This window comes from Streptomyces griseoviridis, assembly GCF_005222485.1.
In the GTDB taxonomy this organism is placed as follows: Bacteria; Actinomycetota; Actinomycetes; order Streptomycetales; family Streptomycetaceae; genus Streptomyces; species Streptomyces hintoniae.
On record NZ_CP029078.1, the window covers coordinates 2,718,753 to 2,731,833 of the forward strand.

At 74.2% G+C, this 13,081-nt stretch carries 12 protein-coding genes; 5 read left to right on the forward strand and 7 right to left on the reverse strand.

Going from position 1 to position 13,081, the window contains the following annotated elements:
- Positions 1-29: 29 nt before the first annotated feature.
- The 5 genes from DDJ31_RS11125 to DDJ31_RS11145 all read right to left on the reverse strand — a co-directional run bounded on the left by DDJ31_RS11125 (position 30) and on the right by DDJ31_RS11145 (position 6,048).
- Complete coding sequence (locus tag DDJ31_RS11125) at positions 30-779, reverse strand: bifunctional DNA primase/polymerase (RefSeq protein WP_127180430.1); 750 nt, start codon at positions 777-779, stop codon at positions 30-32.
- A 37-nt stretch (positions 780-816) separates the two neighbouring features.
- The gene (locus DDJ31_RS11130; protein WP_127180429.1) at positions 817-1,479 is read right to left on the reverse strand and encodes a TetR/AcrR family transcriptional regulator; all 663 of its coding nucleotides are present in this window, start codon (positions 1,477-1,479) and stop codon (positions 817-819) included.
- Between the two features lie 28 nt (positions 1,480-1,507).
- Complete coding sequence (locus DDJ31_RS11135) at positions 1,508-2,503, reverse strand: small ribosomal subunit Rsm22 family protein (protein ID WP_127180428.1); 996 nt, start codon at positions 2,501-2,503, stop codon at positions 1,508-1,510.
- Positions 2,504-3,580: 1,077 nt separating this feature from the next.
- A complete protein-coding gene (locus DDJ31_RS11140) occupies positions 3,581-4,756 on the reverse strand; it encodes a serine hydrolase domain-containing protein (RefSeq protein ID WP_127180427.1) in 1,176 nt (391 codons plus the stop codon).
- Positions 4,708-6,048 carry a multidrug effflux MFS transporter gene (locus DDJ31_RS11145; RefSeq protein WP_127180426.1) on the reverse strand — a complete coding sequence of 447 codons (1,341 nt, stop codon included), beginning with the start codon at positions 6,046-6,048 and terminating at the stop codon, positions 4,708-4,710. The genes DDJ31_RS11140 and DDJ31_RS11145 overlap by 49 nt, the downstream gene beginning before the upstream one ends.
- An 89-nt stretch (positions 6,049-6,137) precedes the next feature.
- Between DDJ31_RS11145 and DDJ31_RS11150 the strand changes: the two genes are divergently transcribed.
- Together DDJ31_RS11150 and DDJ31_RS11155 are read left to right on the forward strand one after the other, a co-directional pair.
- Positions 6,138-7,136, forward strand: coding sequence for a Gfo/Idh/MocA family protein (locus DDJ31_RS11150; RefSeq protein WP_127180425.1), 999 nt, complete (start codon positions 6,138-6,140; stop codon positions 7,134-7,136).
- Between the two features lie 34 nt (positions 7,137-7,170).
- Complete coding sequence (locus DDJ31_RS11155; protein WP_127180424.1) at positions 7,171-7,929, forward strand: SDR family oxidoreductase; 759 nt, start codon at positions 7,171-7,173, stop codon at positions 7,927-7,929.
- 443 nt (positions 7,930-8,372) lie between these two features.
- Here DDJ31_RS11155 and DDJ31_RS11160 read toward each other — a convergent pair whose 3' ends face one another.
- Positions 8,373-9,518: a D-alanyl-D-alanine carboxypeptidase family protein gene (locus DDJ31_RS11160; RefSeq protein ID WP_127180423.1), complete on the reverse strand. Its 1,146-nt coding sequence runs from the start codon at positions 9,516-9,518 to the stop codon at positions 8,373-8,375.
- Between the two features lie 200 nt (positions 9,519-9,718).
- Here DDJ31_RS11160 and DDJ31_RS11165 point away from each other — a divergent pair, with 200 nt between their 5' ends.
- Positions 9,719-11,185: an ABC transporter permease gene (locus tag DDJ31_RS11165; RefSeq protein ID WP_127180422.1), complete on the forward strand. Its 1,467-nt coding sequence runs from the start codon at positions 9,719-9,721 to the stop codon at positions 11,183-11,185.
- A gap of 69 nt (positions 11,186-11,254) precedes the next feature.
- Positions 11,255-11,950 (forward strand): ABC transporter ATP-binding protein, encoded by a 696-nt coding sequence (locus tag DDJ31_RS11170; protein WP_127180421.1) that lies wholly within the window; start codon positions 11,255-11,257, stop codon positions 11,948-11,950.
- A 79-nt stretch (positions 11,951-12,029) separates the two neighbouring features.
- Here DDJ31_RS11170 and DDJ31_RS11175 read toward each other — a convergent pair whose 3' ends face one another.
- A complete protein-coding gene (locus DDJ31_RS11175) occupies positions 12,030-12,356 on the reverse strand; it encodes a nuclear transport factor 2 family protein (protein ID WP_127180420.1) in 327 nt (108 codons plus the stop codon).
- Between the two features lie 150 nt (positions 12,357-12,506).
- Between DDJ31_RS11175 and DDJ31_RS11180 the strand changes: the two genes are divergently transcribed.
- Positions 12,507-13,058 carry a DoxX family protein gene (locus tag DDJ31_RS11180; protein WP_127180419.1) on the forward strand — a complete coding sequence of 184 codons (552 nt, stop codon included), beginning with the start codon at positions 12,507-12,509 and terminating at the stop codon, positions 13,056-13,058.
- Positions 13,059-13,081: the final 23 nt, after the last annotated feature.

Genomic DNA, 13,081 nt, shown 5'->3' on the forward strand with positions numbered 1-13,081 from the left:
CCGTCGGGTGCGGTGCCGTGCCCGCCGTGTCAGTGCCGGGACGGCCAGTTCGCGCCGGCCTGGCCCGCGTCCTCGCGGTCCGCGTGCCGGGTGCCGACGTCGGTGAGGACCTCCAGGAGGCTCAGCGGGTCGGGCAGCGGGTGTTCGGGGCCGCGTACCCAGTGCACGCTCCGGCCGTCGTCGCCCGGAAGGCGGGCGGGCGGCACCAGGACGTAGGAGCCTCGGCAGTGCCAGCGCAGCCCGGGGTGCTCGTCCATCGTCTCGGGGTGGCAGTCCAGCTCGCACGGCCACCACTCGTCCTCGTCGTCGGGGGTGCCGCGGGTGAGGGTGAAGAAGAGGAGCCTGCCGTCGTCGCTCACGGCGACCGGGCCGACGTCGATACCGGCGTCGAGGAGGCGTTCGAGGGCTTCCTGGCCGGCCGCGAGGGGGACGTCGAGGACGTCGTGGACCATGCCGGTCGCGGTGATGAAGTTGGCCTGCGGCTGGTGGCGGGCCCAGCGTTCGATCTGGCCGCGGTCGGTGGTGGACTGCGTCTGCCAGGCGAACGACACCGGGTGCCTCGCGGGGGTGGGGCAGCCGACGCGGTCGCAGGAGCAGCGGTAGCCGGCGGCCGGGTGGGCGGCGGGCGCGAGCGGCAGTCCCGCTCCGGCGGCGGCCAGCAGCAGGGCCTCACGGCCCGCCGGGTCCGCGGCCTCTTTCGGGCGGCGTCCGCGCAGCCACTGGGAGAGCCTGCCCTGACGTCCGCCTCGGCCGTCGTTCGCCGTGTTCTCCCCGGTCATCTACCCCTCACCTCGCTGTGGTGCGCAACAGCATGCCCTATGGTCCCACCGGTCCGCGCTCCGGGGTGCCAGAAGGGACATCCGGGGTACGGGGGGCAAGACCGCCGAGCGCGTAGTCGACGAGGGTGTCCGTGTAGGCGTAGGTGATCGGGCCGGTGTACTGGAGCCAGCGCTGGGCGAGCGGCGCGATGAAGAACTCCAGGGCGATGCGCGGGTCGATGTCGGCGCGGAGCTGCCCGGCGTCCTGCGCGGCGCGCAGCCGGTCGACGTAGAGCCGGATCGCCGGTTCCATCAGGGTGGTCATGTACTCGCGGCCGACCTGTTCGTTGACGACGCCCTCGGCGGCCAGCGCCCGGGACGGGATCTCGAACCTGGGGTCCTTCAACTGGTCGACGGTGGCCCGCAGCACGGCCTTGATGTCGGCGGCGAGGTCGCCGGTGTCGGGGATGGCGTGCGGCTCCTCGCCGGTGTCCCCCGCGGTCCTGGCGCTGAGGTCGAGGAAGGCTTCGAGGAGGACGTCCGCCTTCGACGACCACCAGCGGTAGATGGTCTGCTTGCCGACGCCCGCGCGGGCCGCGATTCCCTCGATCGTGGTCCTCGGGTAGCCGACCTCCGCGACGAGGGCGAGGGCGGCGTCGTAGATGGCGCGACGGGACTTCTCGCTGCGGCGGGTGGTGCTGGGGGCGGGCTTCTTGACCATGGGACGACGGTAGCGCCGACCGGGGCGGCTACGGCTCCTCGGCGTGGGCCGGGGGCCAGGCGTCGCCCCAGGCCGCGTCCCTTGCCGCCTTGTAGAGGTCGCCGTGGCGCTTGGTGACGGTGACGCGGCGCAGCGCGGGCTCCGTCTCGCACAGGTCGAGGAGCACCTGGCCCTTGCGGATCTGCGGCTTGCGGACGACGCGGGCGGGGGCCGGTCCGGCGGGCAGCCGGGTGGCGGCGACGTAGCTGAACTTCTCGTCCTCGTAGGCGAGGGAGCCGCCCTTGACCTGTCGGTGCAGGGAGGAGCGGCTGACCCGGGCGGAGAAGTGGCACCAGTCCTCGCCGGGCACGATCGGGCAGGTGTCGCCGTGCGGGCAGGGCGCGGCGATCCGGAACCCGGCGTCGAGCAGGCGGGCGCGGGCCTCGATGACGCGGGCGTAGCCGTCGGGGGTGCCGGCCTCCACGATCACGACGGCCCGCGCGGCGGCGGCCGCGGCGTCGACGAGGGCGGCGCGGTCGGCCCCGGTCAGTTCGTTCAGGACGTAGGAGACGGTGATCAGGTCGGTGGCGTCGAGGGTGAGCGCCGCGCCGAGCCTGGCGCGCTGCCAGCGGGTGTTCCGCAGGGCGGGGTGGGCGGCGGCGAGTTCGCGGCCGAGGGCGAGGGCGGGTTCGGCCCAGTCGAGGACGGTCACCTCGCGGGCGCCGTCCCAGGTGGCGGCGGCGGCCCAGGTGGCGGCGCCGGTGCCGCCGCCGAGGTCGGTGTGGCGCTCGGGCGCCCAGCCGGGGACGGTGTCGGCGAACGCGGCGAGCGCGGCCCTGACGGCTTCGAAGGTGGCCGGCATCCGGTAGGCCGCGTAGGCCGCCACATCGGCGCGGTCGCGCAGGATGGGGGCGTCGGTGGGGGTCGCGCCGCGGTAGGTGGCGATCAGGCGGTCGACCGCCTGGGCGGCCTGGCGGGGCGGGAGGCCGTCCAGGACGTCGGCGAGGGTGCGGCGGAGGGTCTCGGCCGGGGCGGCGTCGTTCACCGTCCGATTCTAGAGCGGCCCGAACGACGGCTTCCCCGCCCGGGACCCACCACGGCAAGGGCCTTACGCCCCGGCGGCCCGACCCGGCACGGCCGGACCGGGCCTGGCATGGCCCGGCACGGCACGGCCCGACCCGGCCCGGTCCGGTCCGACCCGAGCCGCCGGCGCCCCCGCGCCTTGTGGGGCCCGGCCGCGCGGACCCCGTCCCTGGTCGGGCTTCCGCGGTCGGGCCGGCCACGTCGGAGCCCTGGCCGCGCGAACGCCGTCCGTGGTCGGACTTTCGCGGTCGGACCGGCCACGTCCGAGCCCTGGCCGCGCGAACGCCGTCCGAGGTCGGACTTTCGCGGTCGGGCCGGCCACGTCCGAGCCCTGGCCGCGCGAACGCCGTCCGAGGTCGGGCTTTCCTGACCGGGCCGGCCTCGCGGCTCCCGTCCGTGGTCGGGCATTCCTGATCGGGCCGACCGTGCAGCCCCCGTCCGAGGCCGGCTTCCCCGCCCGGGACCCGCCGCGGCAAGGGCCCCACGCCCCGGCGACCCGGCCCGGCACGGCCGGACCCGACCCGACCCGGCACGCCCCGGCACGCCCCGAGCCGCCGGCGCCCCGCGCCTTGTGGGGCCCGGCCGCGCGGACCCCGTCCCTGGTCGGACTTTCGCGGTCGGACCGGCCACGTCGGAGCCCTGGCCGCGCGAACGCCGTCCGAGGTCGGACTTTCCTGACCGGGCCGGCCGTGCGACCCCGTCCGAGGCCGGGCTTTCCTGACCGGGCCGGCCGTGCGGCCCCCGTCCGAGGCCGGCTTCCCCGCCCGGGACCCACCGCGGCAAGGGCCCCACGCCCCGGCGGCCCGGCCCGGCACGGCCGGACCCGACCCGACCCGGCACGCCCCGGCACGACCCGGTCCGGCCCGAGCCGCCGACGCCCCGCGCCTGGTGGGACCGGGCCGCACGGACCCCGTCCCTGGTCGGACTTTCGCGGTCGGACCGGCCACATCGGAGCCCTGGCCGCGCGGCCCCCGTCCGAGGCCGGGCATTCCTGACCCGGCCCGCCGCCTCGGGGCCCCGGCCGCGCGGGCCCCGTTCGTCACGCCCCGCGCACCGCCCGTGCCAGGCGGGTCGCCGCCTGGGCCCTCGGGGCGTTGTCCGGGGGGCGGCGGCGGGGGTGGACCGTGTTCGCCAGCAGGACGAGGAAGGTGTCCGTCGCCGGGTCGAGGACCAGGGACGTGCCGGTGAAGCCGGTGTGGCCGGCCGCGCCGCCGCCCGCCAGCTCGCCCATGAACCAGGGCTGGTCGACGGCGAAGCCGAGGCCGGGTGCGGTGAGGAGGAGTTCGACGAAGTCGGGGCCGAGGATGCGGGCCGGGCCGTAGGAGCCGCCCGCCAGCAGGGCCCGGCAGAAGACCGCGAGGTCGCGGGCGGTGCCGAAGAGTCCGGCGTGGCCCGCCACGCCCCCGAGCGACCAGGCGTTCTCGTCGTGCACGACGCCCCGCAGCATGCCCCGGTGCGCCTTCGCCCACGGCAGCCGCTGGTCCTCGGTGGCCGCCGCTCCCGGGCAGGGCCCGAAGTGGGTGGAGGCCATGCCGAGCGGCCGGGTGATGCCGTCGCGGATCAGGACGTCGAGGGGGCGGCCCGTGACGCGTTCCAGGACGTGCTGGAGGAGCAGCAGGTTGAGGTCGGAGTAGGTGTGGGTGCCAGGCGCGGTGACCGGGGCCTCGGCGCGCAGCAGGGCGAGGCGTGCCTCGTCGTCGGGGCAGGCGTGGAGCGGGAGTTCGGGGCGCAGCCCCGAGGTGTGGGTGAGCAGTTCGCGGACGGTGGTGCCGTGCCGGGCGGCGGCCCGGAAGTCGGGCAGGTAGTCGCCGACCCGGGCGTCGATGCCCAGGGTCCCCCGTTCGAGTTGCTGGACGGCGGCGACGGCCGTGAACAGTTTGGTGAGGGACGCCAGGTCGAAGGGGGTCGCGATGGTCGCCGGGACCCGGGCCCGGTGCGGGAGTTCGACACCGTTGTCGGTGTCCGGGTCGTAGCCGGAGTAGCGGACGGCCCAGCCCGCCGCCCGCTCCACGGCGATCACCGGGCCGCGCCCGGCCACCACGACGGTGGCCGCGGCCCAGGGGCGTTCGCCGACGGTGAGGTCGTGGACCTCCTCGACGAGCAGGCGCAGCTCCCCGGGATCGAGTCCCGCCCGCTCCGCCGTGTCGCCCCGCAGTCTCGGTGCGCTCAGCTCCCCGCTCCCTCCACAGCCGTACGTTTGTTCCAGGGACGGCACATTCCCACGAAGAAGGCCAGTGCCACCAGTGCGGCCACCAGTTGGACGACGGCCATCGGGACCGCGGTGTGCTCGCCCGCGATGCCGACGAGCGGGGAGGCGACCGCGCCGATGAGGAACGACGACGTGCCGAGCAGGGCGGAGGCGGAACCGGCGGCCTGCCGGGTCCGCATCAGGGCGAGGGCCTGGGCGTTGGGCAGGGTGACGCCCATCGCGGACATCAGGACGAACAGCGCGGCGGAGACGGGGAAGAGGCCCGCCGCGCCGAAGACGCCGGTGGTCATGAGGAGCAGGGCGGCCGCGGCGGCGATGACGACGAGCAGGCCGACGCCGAAGACCCGGTCGAGGCGGGCCCGGCCGACCAGCACCTTGCCGTTGAGCTGGCCCACCAGGACCAGGCCGACGGAGTTGACGCCGAAGAGCAGGCTGAAGGTCTGCGGGGAGGCGCCGTAGATCTCCTGGATGACGAACGGGGACGCGGCGACGTACGCGAACAGCGCGGCGAAGGTGAAGCCGCCCGCCAGCATGAAGCCGGTGAACGGCAGGTCGGCGAGGAGCCCGCGCATCGCGCGCAGCGCGTCCGCGACCCCGCCTGCGTGCCGGTCGGCGGCCGGGAGGGTCTCCGGGAGCCTGGTCAGGACGACCACCGCGAGCAGGACGCCGACGACGGTGAGGACGACGAAGACGCCCCGCCAGTCGGTCACCCGGAGGATCTGCCCGCCGATCAGCGGGGCGACGATCGGGGCGACGCCCGAGATCAGCATCAGGGTGGAGAAGAAGCGGGCCATCTCCATGCCGTCGTACAGGTCGCGGACCACGGCACGGGCGATGACTATCCCGGCCGCGCCCGCGAGGCCCTGGACGAGACGGAAGGTGACGAGGAGTTCGACGGTGGGCGCGACGGCGCAGAGCGCGGTGGCGACGACGTAGACGGCGAGCCCGGCGAGCAGCGGGCGGCGGCGGCCCCAGCGGTCGCTCATCGGGCCGACCACCAGTTGCCCGAGGGCCATGCCGAGCAGACAGGCGGTCAGGGTGAGCTGGACGGTGGCGGCGGGCGCGTCGAGGACGCGGGTGACCTGCGGCAGCGACGGGAGGTACATGTCCATCGCCAGCGGGGGTGTGGCGGTGAGGCCGCCGAGGATGAGCGTGACGAGGAGTCCCGCCCGGCGGGCCGCGGGCAGTGCCGTCGTCGGGTCGAGGCCGGGGACGCCGGCGGCGTCCGTGGTCTGAGCGGTGGTGGCCGGGACCGTCGTCCCGTTCCGGTCCTGCATGGATGCCCCCTGGTCGGGCATGTGCCCCTCCCTCTGCGAGTGCTGCGCCACCTATGCTCTCAGCTCGTACACAGTGCCGAGGGTCACATGAGCGAGGGGTGGGAGCAGGGATGACGGCTCAGAACGTGCGGTGGGGGATCCTCGCGACGGGTGGGATCGCCGCCGCGTTCACGGGAGCGCTGGTGGACCTGCCGGACGCGGAGGTGGTGGCGGTCGCGTCGCGCACCGAGGCGTCGGCGAAGGGGTTCGCCGAGCGGTTCGGCATCCCCCGGGCGTACGGCGACTGGGCCTCGCTCGCCGCGGACGACGACGTCGACGTCGTCTACGTCGCCACCCCGCACTCGGCGCACCGGGCCGCCGCCGGTCTCTGCCTGGAGGCCGGGCGCAACGTGCTGTGCGAGAAGGCGTTCACGCTGAACGCGCGGGAGGCCGAGGAGCTGGTCGCGCTGGCGCGCGGGCGCGGCAGCTTCCTGATGGAGGCCATGTGGATGTACTGCCATCCGCTGGTGCGGCGGCTGAAGGCGCTGGTCGACGACGGCGCGATCGGCGAGGTGCGCACGGTGCAGGCGGACTTCGGTCTCGCGGGTCCCTTCCCGCCGTCGCACCGGCTGCGCGACCCGGCGCAGGGCGGTGGCGCGCTGCTGGATCTCGGGGTGTACCCGGTGTCGTTCGCGCAGTTGCTGCTCGGGGAGCCGTCGGAGGTGGTGGCGCGGGCGGTGCTGTCCGATGAGGGCGTCGACCTCCAGACGGGCACGGTGCTGTCCTTCGACAGCGGCGCGCTCGCCACGCTGCACTGCTCGCTGACCGGCGGGACGCCGGTCGCCGCGTCGATCACCGGCTCGGCGGGCCGGATCGACGTCCCCGACGGCTTCTTCTTCCCCGAGCGGTTCGTGGTGCACCGCGACGGCCGCGACCCCGAGGAGTTCACCGCCGACCCCGCCGACGGGCCGCGCGACACGCTGCGCCACGAGGCGTCCGAGGTGATGCGCGCCCTGCGGGCCGGGGAGCGGGAGTCGCCGCTGGTGCCGCTGGACGGCACCCTCGCGGTGATGCGCACGCTGGACACGATCCGGGAGCGGATCGGGGTGCGCTACCCGGGCGAGGCGTGACCGGGCGCCCTGCGGCTGCCTAGGCTGCGGGGCCATGGATGCCAAGCAATCGAAGGTCGCGGTGGTGACCGGCGCGGGTTCCGGTATCGGCCGCGCGGTCGCCGTGGAACTGCTGCGCGCGGGCTGGTCGGTGGCGCTGGCCGGCCGGCGGGCCGGGGCGCTGGAGGAGACGGCGGCGCTGGTGCCCGAGGGCGCCTGCGCCGCCGTCCGCACCGACGTGTCACGGCCCGAGGAGGTGGCCGCGCTGTTCGCGGCGGTCGTGGACCGGTTCGGGCGGGTGGACCTGCTGTTCAACAACGCGGGGACGTTCGGGCCCGGCGGGGTGCCGGTGGAGGATCTGCCGTACGACGCCTGGCGGCACGTGGTGGACACCAACCTGCACGGGGCGTTCCTGTGCGCGCAGGCCGCGTACCGGCGGATGAAGGAGCAGGACCCGCGGGGCGGGCGGATCATCAACAACGGGTCGGTCTCGGCGCACGCGCCCCGGCCGCACTCGGTGGCCTACACGGCGACCAAGCACGCGCTGACCGGTCTGACCAAGTCGCTGTCGCTCGACGGGCGGCCGTACGGGATCGCGGTCGGGCAGATCGACATCGGCAACGCGGCGACCGACATGACGGAGCGGATGCGCACCGGCGCCCTCCAGGCGGACGGCCGGGTCGCGGTCGAGCCGGTGATGGACGTCGCGGACGTGGCGCGCACCGTGCGGCACATGGCGGAGCTGCCCCTGGAGGCGAACGTGCAGTTCGCGACGGTGCTGGCCACGACGATGCCGTACGTGGGCCGTGGTTGACGGGCCGGGTCGCCCCAACTCCGCGCCGCGCACAACCGGAATTTGACCATCCGTACCATTGCGGCCGGTCACTGACGTGTGCTCAACTCTTCTCCATAAGAGCTTCACATCTGGAGCACCAGAGTTCGGGCGTCTGCGTTCGAGCCTCTGAGTTCCGGCGTCGGGGTTCCGCGACCACACCGAGGGGGGAGGCGGCGGTCGTTCCAGGGCATCGGGTGGGGGTGGACCACGCGGGCGACCGCGCGGTACGCACCGGTCCCTGGAACGGCCGCCGCACAGACCTGCGGTAGCGGACGCGGCGGACCCGGTGGGCCGGACCCTGCGGACCCGATGGGCCGGACCCGGCGGGCCCTGCGGATCGATCCGGGTGTCGCGGACCGGTCCAGGTCTTACGGATCGATCCGGGTGCCGCGGACCGGTTCAGGTCCGGTGGTCCCGTCGGTTCAGTCCCGCTCCGCCGTGCCCGGCCGCCGTCGGCGCAGTGCCCACGCGCCCCCGACCAGCACCGCGAGCGCCCCGCCCGCGCCTTCCAGCACTCCCCACGGTGAACGCCCGCCGCCGCTGCCACCGCCGTCGCGGCTCGCGGCCTTGCCGGGCGCGCCCTTGCCGCCGTCCGCCCCGGCGCCCGCCTCCGCCCCGCCCTCGCTGAGCGGCTCGGCGAGCGTGCCCACCGCGGTCGCCGAACTCCCTTGCGCGAAGCCCCAGTCGAGGAGCGCCGCGGTCTCCTCGTAGACGGCGTTGTAGCCGACGGTCGGATGCATGACGGTCACCAGGAGCGTCCGGCCGTGCCGGGTCGCGGCGCCGGTGAACGTGTTGCCCGCGTGGCTGGTGTAACCGTTCTTCACGCCGATCAGACCGCGGTACGTGGCCACTCCGCGCTCGCCGGTCAGCAGGCGGTCGGTGTTCTGGATCTGGAAGGTCTTCCCGCCATCCGCGGGGAAGTCGGCGGTGCGGGTGGCGCAGTAGGCGCGGAAGTCGTCGTTCCTCAGGCCGTGCCGGGCGAAGAGGGTGAGGTCGTACGCGGACGACAGCTGCCCCGGGTGGTCGAAGCCGTCGGGGCTGACCACCCGGGTGTCCAGGGCCTGGAGGTCGTCGGCGAGGGCCTGCATCTCGGCGACGGTCCTGTCGATGCCGCCGTTCATCCGGGCCAGCACATGGACGGCGTCGTTGCCCGACCGCAGGAAGACGCCCTGCCACAACTGCTCGACCGTGTAGGTGATCCCGGCCTTCACCCCGACCAGGCTCGACCCGGCCGGGACGTCGGCCAGGTCGGCGTCGGTCACCGTGTACCGCTCGGTCCGCGCGAACTTCGTCAGCACCGTGTCGGCGAACAGCATCTTCAGCGTGGAGGCGGGCGCCAGCGCCCGGTGCGCGCGGTAGGAGGCGAGCACCTCGCCGCTGTCGTGGTCGGCGACCAGCCAGGCGGCGGCGGAGAGCTTCCCCGGCAGTCCGCTGCCCTGGACTCCGTCGCGGGCCAGCCGGGCGCCGCCGACGACGGTCGCGGCGTGCGCGGGGGCCGCGGCGAACGGGATCGCGGCGGCCGCGAGGCCCAGCGCGGCACGCCGGGCGATCGGAGAGGTTTCGTGCATCAGGGGACGGTACACCGCACTGAACAGCGCGTTCCTGGCAGTGGGCCGTCAATGACCTGGAGATTACCTGTCTGAGGAGATTCTGACCTCGGGCCCCGCATTCTCAGCCCTGGCACATCCTTTCCTCAGTGCGCCTCAAAGGTTCCTCCCTAGCTTGTGGCAGCGCCCACAGCGGGCGCCGAGAACCTTTGAGGAACGGGATGTTTGGCATCTATCTCAAGCGCGAACTGAGTCGGCGCAAGAAGGCGGCTCTGGTCATCGCCATGGGTCTGGCGCTCGGAATCGCCCTGGTCATCACCGTCAGTTCGGTGTCGGCCGGTATGCAGCAGGCGCAGGACAAGGTCCTCCAGTCCCTCTACGGCCTCGGTACGGACATGACCGTCACCAAGGCCAGATCGGCCCCGAAGGCGGGCAGCTCGCAGCGCCCGAACTTCTCCTTCGACGCCAAGTCGAGCGGTTCCTCCAGCCAGAGTTCGGACCGGGTGATGACCCAGGGCGGCGAGGTCCTGAAGGCGTCGCTGGTCGAGAAGGTCGCCGGGCAGCGCGGGGTGGCGAACGCGGTCGGTGCCCTCACCCTGAACGTGACCAAGGTCGACGGCTCGTTCACCCAGGGCAAGGCGCAGAGCTCAGGCGGCCAGAGCCAGGGCGGCCCCGGCGGCGGAACCGGCGGGGGCGGCGGACAGCCCCAGGTGCAGGGCGGCGGCGCCGACTTCGACGTCAACAGCTACACGGTGGCCGGCGTCGACGTGACGGACCAGGACCTCGGCCCGCTGGCCGCCATGAAGATCACGTCGGGGAAGACGTTCACCGCGGCGCAGACCGACGCCGAGGTCGCCGTCGTCAGCGCGTCGTACGCCAAGGAGAACACGTACACGGTCGGCAAGACCCTGAAGATCTCCGGCACCACGTACCAGGTCATCGGCATCGCCACGCCCGAGAGCAGCGAGTCGAGCACCGACGTGTACCTGCCGCTGAAGCAGGCGCAGACGCTCGGCGACGCGAAGAACAAGGTCACCACGGTCTACGTCAAGGCGACCGACTCGCAGCAGATCGCGGCCGTCAAGAAGACCATCCTGAAGAACATCTCCGGGACGACGGTCACCACGTCGTCGGACCTCGCGTCCACGGTCTCCGGTTCCCTGTCGACCGCCTCCGACCTGGCGACCAGCGTCGGCACGTGGCTCTCGGTCGCGGTGCTGGTCGCCGCGTTCCTGGTGGCCGCGCTGCTGACGTCGTCGGCGGTCTCCCGGCGGGTGCGCGAGTTCGGCACCCTGAAGGCGCTCGGCTGGCCGAGCCGCAGGGTGACCCGGCAGGTCGTCGGCGAGTCCATGGTCAACGGCCTGCTCGGCGGGGTGCTCGGCATCGCGCTCGGCCTGGCGGCGGCCTTCGCGGTCACCGCGATCAGCCCGAAGCTGACCGCGCAGCTCGGCGGCGGAGGCGGCGGCACGGGCGGCGGGCCCGGCGGCGGTGGCGGCGGCGGTGGCGGCGGCATGGGCAGGCAGTCGACGTCGACCACGATGGAGATCGCCCTGACCGCGCCGGTCTCCCTGACAACCATCGCGCTCGCGGTGGGCCTCGCGGTCGCGGGCGGCCTGATCGCCGGCGCGATGGGCGGCTGGCGCGCGTCCAGGATGCGCCCGGCGGACGCGCTGCGCAGCGTCTCGTAACCCGCGGAGGGGCACGGCACCCCCTCTCCTCCCCTCCCCTTCTCGTCCCTCACCCACCCTGGAGAACCCATGTACAGACTCACCGGCGTCACCAAGCGGTACACGCGGGGCAAGGAGACGGTGGAGGCGCTGCGCGGCGTCGACCTCACCATCGAGGACGGCGACCAGCTCGTCATCCAGGGCCCCACCGGCGGCGGCAAGTCCACGCTGCTCCAGATGATCGGCGGCCTCGACCGTCCGTCCGACGGCGGTGTCGAACTCGACGGCACCGACCTCGCCGCCATCAGCGAGGCGAAGCTGACCCGGCTGCGCGCCGAGAAGATCGGCATCATCTTCCAGGCGTTCAACCTGATCCCCACCCTCACCGCGCAGGAGAACGTGGAGACGGCCCTGGTGCCGCTCGGCGTGAAGCCCGCCGAACGCCGCGAACGGGCGGCCGAGGCGCTGCGCTCGGTGGGCCTGGGCGAGCGGCTCGGACACGTCCCGTCGGAGATGTCGGGCGGCCAGCAGCAGCGCGTCGCGATCGCCCGCGCGCTGGTGAAGAACCCGAAGGTGCTCCTCGCGGACGAGCCCACGGGCAACCTCGACGAGGGCACCCGCGACGACATCATGGCCCTCCTGGAGGGCCTGTGGCGGGAGCACGGCCTGACGTTCGTGATGGTCACCCACGACTCATCGATCGCGAGGCGGGCCCCGAGGGTGGCGACGATCAAGGCGGGCCGCCTGACGGTGACGGAGCAACGCCAGGCGTACGCGGCGGGGTGAGAGGGGGAGGTGGGGGTGCCGGACGTCCCCGGCCGCACGCGGCCGGGGCCCGGGAGTCGGAGCGCGCGCGGGGGTGGGGTCAGGGCTGTCCGGTCTCGAAGCGGGCGATCCGTCCGTCGTCGTGGACCTGGAAGCTCCACCGGGTGCGCATCTCGCCCCAGGTGTCGTTGCGGTAGTTGACGACGAGCCCACGGCCGTCCCGGGTCTCCTTGTCGACGGCCATGTGGCCGTTGCAGGAGAAGATCTCCCGGTCGATCCAGTCGCCGAGGTCCCGGTCGGCGCCGTCGTCGGACATGGTGGCGTCGGGGGTGAGCAGCGCGAGGAAGGCGTCACGGTCGTGGGCGTTGACCGCGGTGACGAAGGCGCGGACGGCCGGGTCACTGAGTCGGGCGGGCTGAATCGTCATGCCCGTCACCTTCACACCGGTCCCGGGGGCCCGCCACCCGGACGGCGGCGCGCACCCGGCCGGTGAACGCGCCCGATGCGAGGGTGGAAGGGCCGGGACAGCCCTGCCCTCTGCCCCTCAGCCCTCTGCCCTCTGCCCTCGGGAGCCACCATGACCTGCTGCTACGACCGACGTGACCTGGGCCTGCTGCTGCTCAGAGTGGGAACGGGAGGGGTGCTCGCGGCGCACGGCGCGCAGAAGCTGTTCGGCTGGTTCGGCGGCCACGGCATCGAGGGGACCGGCCAGTTCATGGAGTCGGTCGGCTACCGGCCGGGGAAGGCGAGCGCGACGGCGGCGGGGCTCGCAGAGGCGGGCGGCGGCGCGCTGCTCGCACTGGGCCTGGCCACCCCGGCGGCGGGCGCGGCGGCGGCCGGGGCGATGGCGGGAGCGGCGGCGCTGCACACCCCGAACGGCTTCTTCAGCCAGGCCGGCGGCTACGAGTACCCGGCGTTGCTCGGCACGACGGCGGCGTCCCTCGCGGTGGCGGGACCCGGCCGCCTCTCCCTCGACCACGCCCTGGGCCACACACTGAACCGCCACTGGATGGTCCCGGCGGCCCTGGCGGCGACGGGAGCGGTGACGGCCCTGATCATCAACGCGAGAACCCGCCGGGTGAGGAGGGGCGGGGAGGAGGGTGAGCAGGGGGAGTTGTTCGAGGGGTGAGGGGGCGAGGGGGTGAGGCGGCG

Bases quoted from the DNA above. Each gene is read 5' to 3' on its own strand.
- DDJ31_RS11125 (WP_127180430.1), bottom strand. From the start codon at position 779: ATGACCGGGGAGAACACGGCGAACGACGGCCGAGGCGGACGTCAGGGC.
- DDJ31_RS11130 (WP_127180429.1), bottom strand. From the start codon at position 1,479: ATGGTCAAGAAGCCCGCCCCCAGCACCACCCGCCGCAGCGAGAAGTCC.
- DDJ31_RS11145 (WP_127180426.1), bottom strand. From the start codon at position 6,048: ATGCCCGACCAGGGGGCATCCATGCAGGACCGGAACGGGACGACGGTC.
- DDJ31_RS11150 (WP_127180425.1), top strand. From the start codon at position 6,138: ATGACGGCTCAGAACGTGCGGTGGGGGATCCTCGCGACGGGTGGGATC.
- DDJ31_RS11155 (WP_127180424.1), top strand. From the start codon at position 7,171: ATGGATGCCAAGCAATCGAAGGTCGCGGTGGTGACCGGCGCGGGTTCC.
- DDJ31_RS11160 (WP_127180423.1), bottom strand. From the start codon at position 9,518: ATGCACGAAACCTCTCCGATCGCCCGGCGTGCCGCGCTGGGCCTCGCG.
- DDJ31_RS11165 (WP_127180422.1), top strand. From the start codon at position 9,719: ATGTTTGGCATCTATCTCAAGCGCGAACTGAGTCGGCGCAAGAAGGCG.
- DDJ31_RS11170 (WP_127180421.1), top strand. From the start codon at position 11,255: ATGTACAGACTCACCGGCGTCACCAAGCGGTACACGCGGGGCAAGGAG.
- DDJ31_RS11175 (WP_127180420.1), bottom strand. From the start codon at position 12,356: ATGACGATTCAGCCCGCCCGACTCAGTGACCCGGCCGTCCGCGCCTTC.
- DDJ31_RS11180 (WP_127180419.1), top strand. From the start codon at position 12,507: ATGACCTGCTGCTACGACCGACGTGACCTGGGCCTGCTGCTGCTCAGA.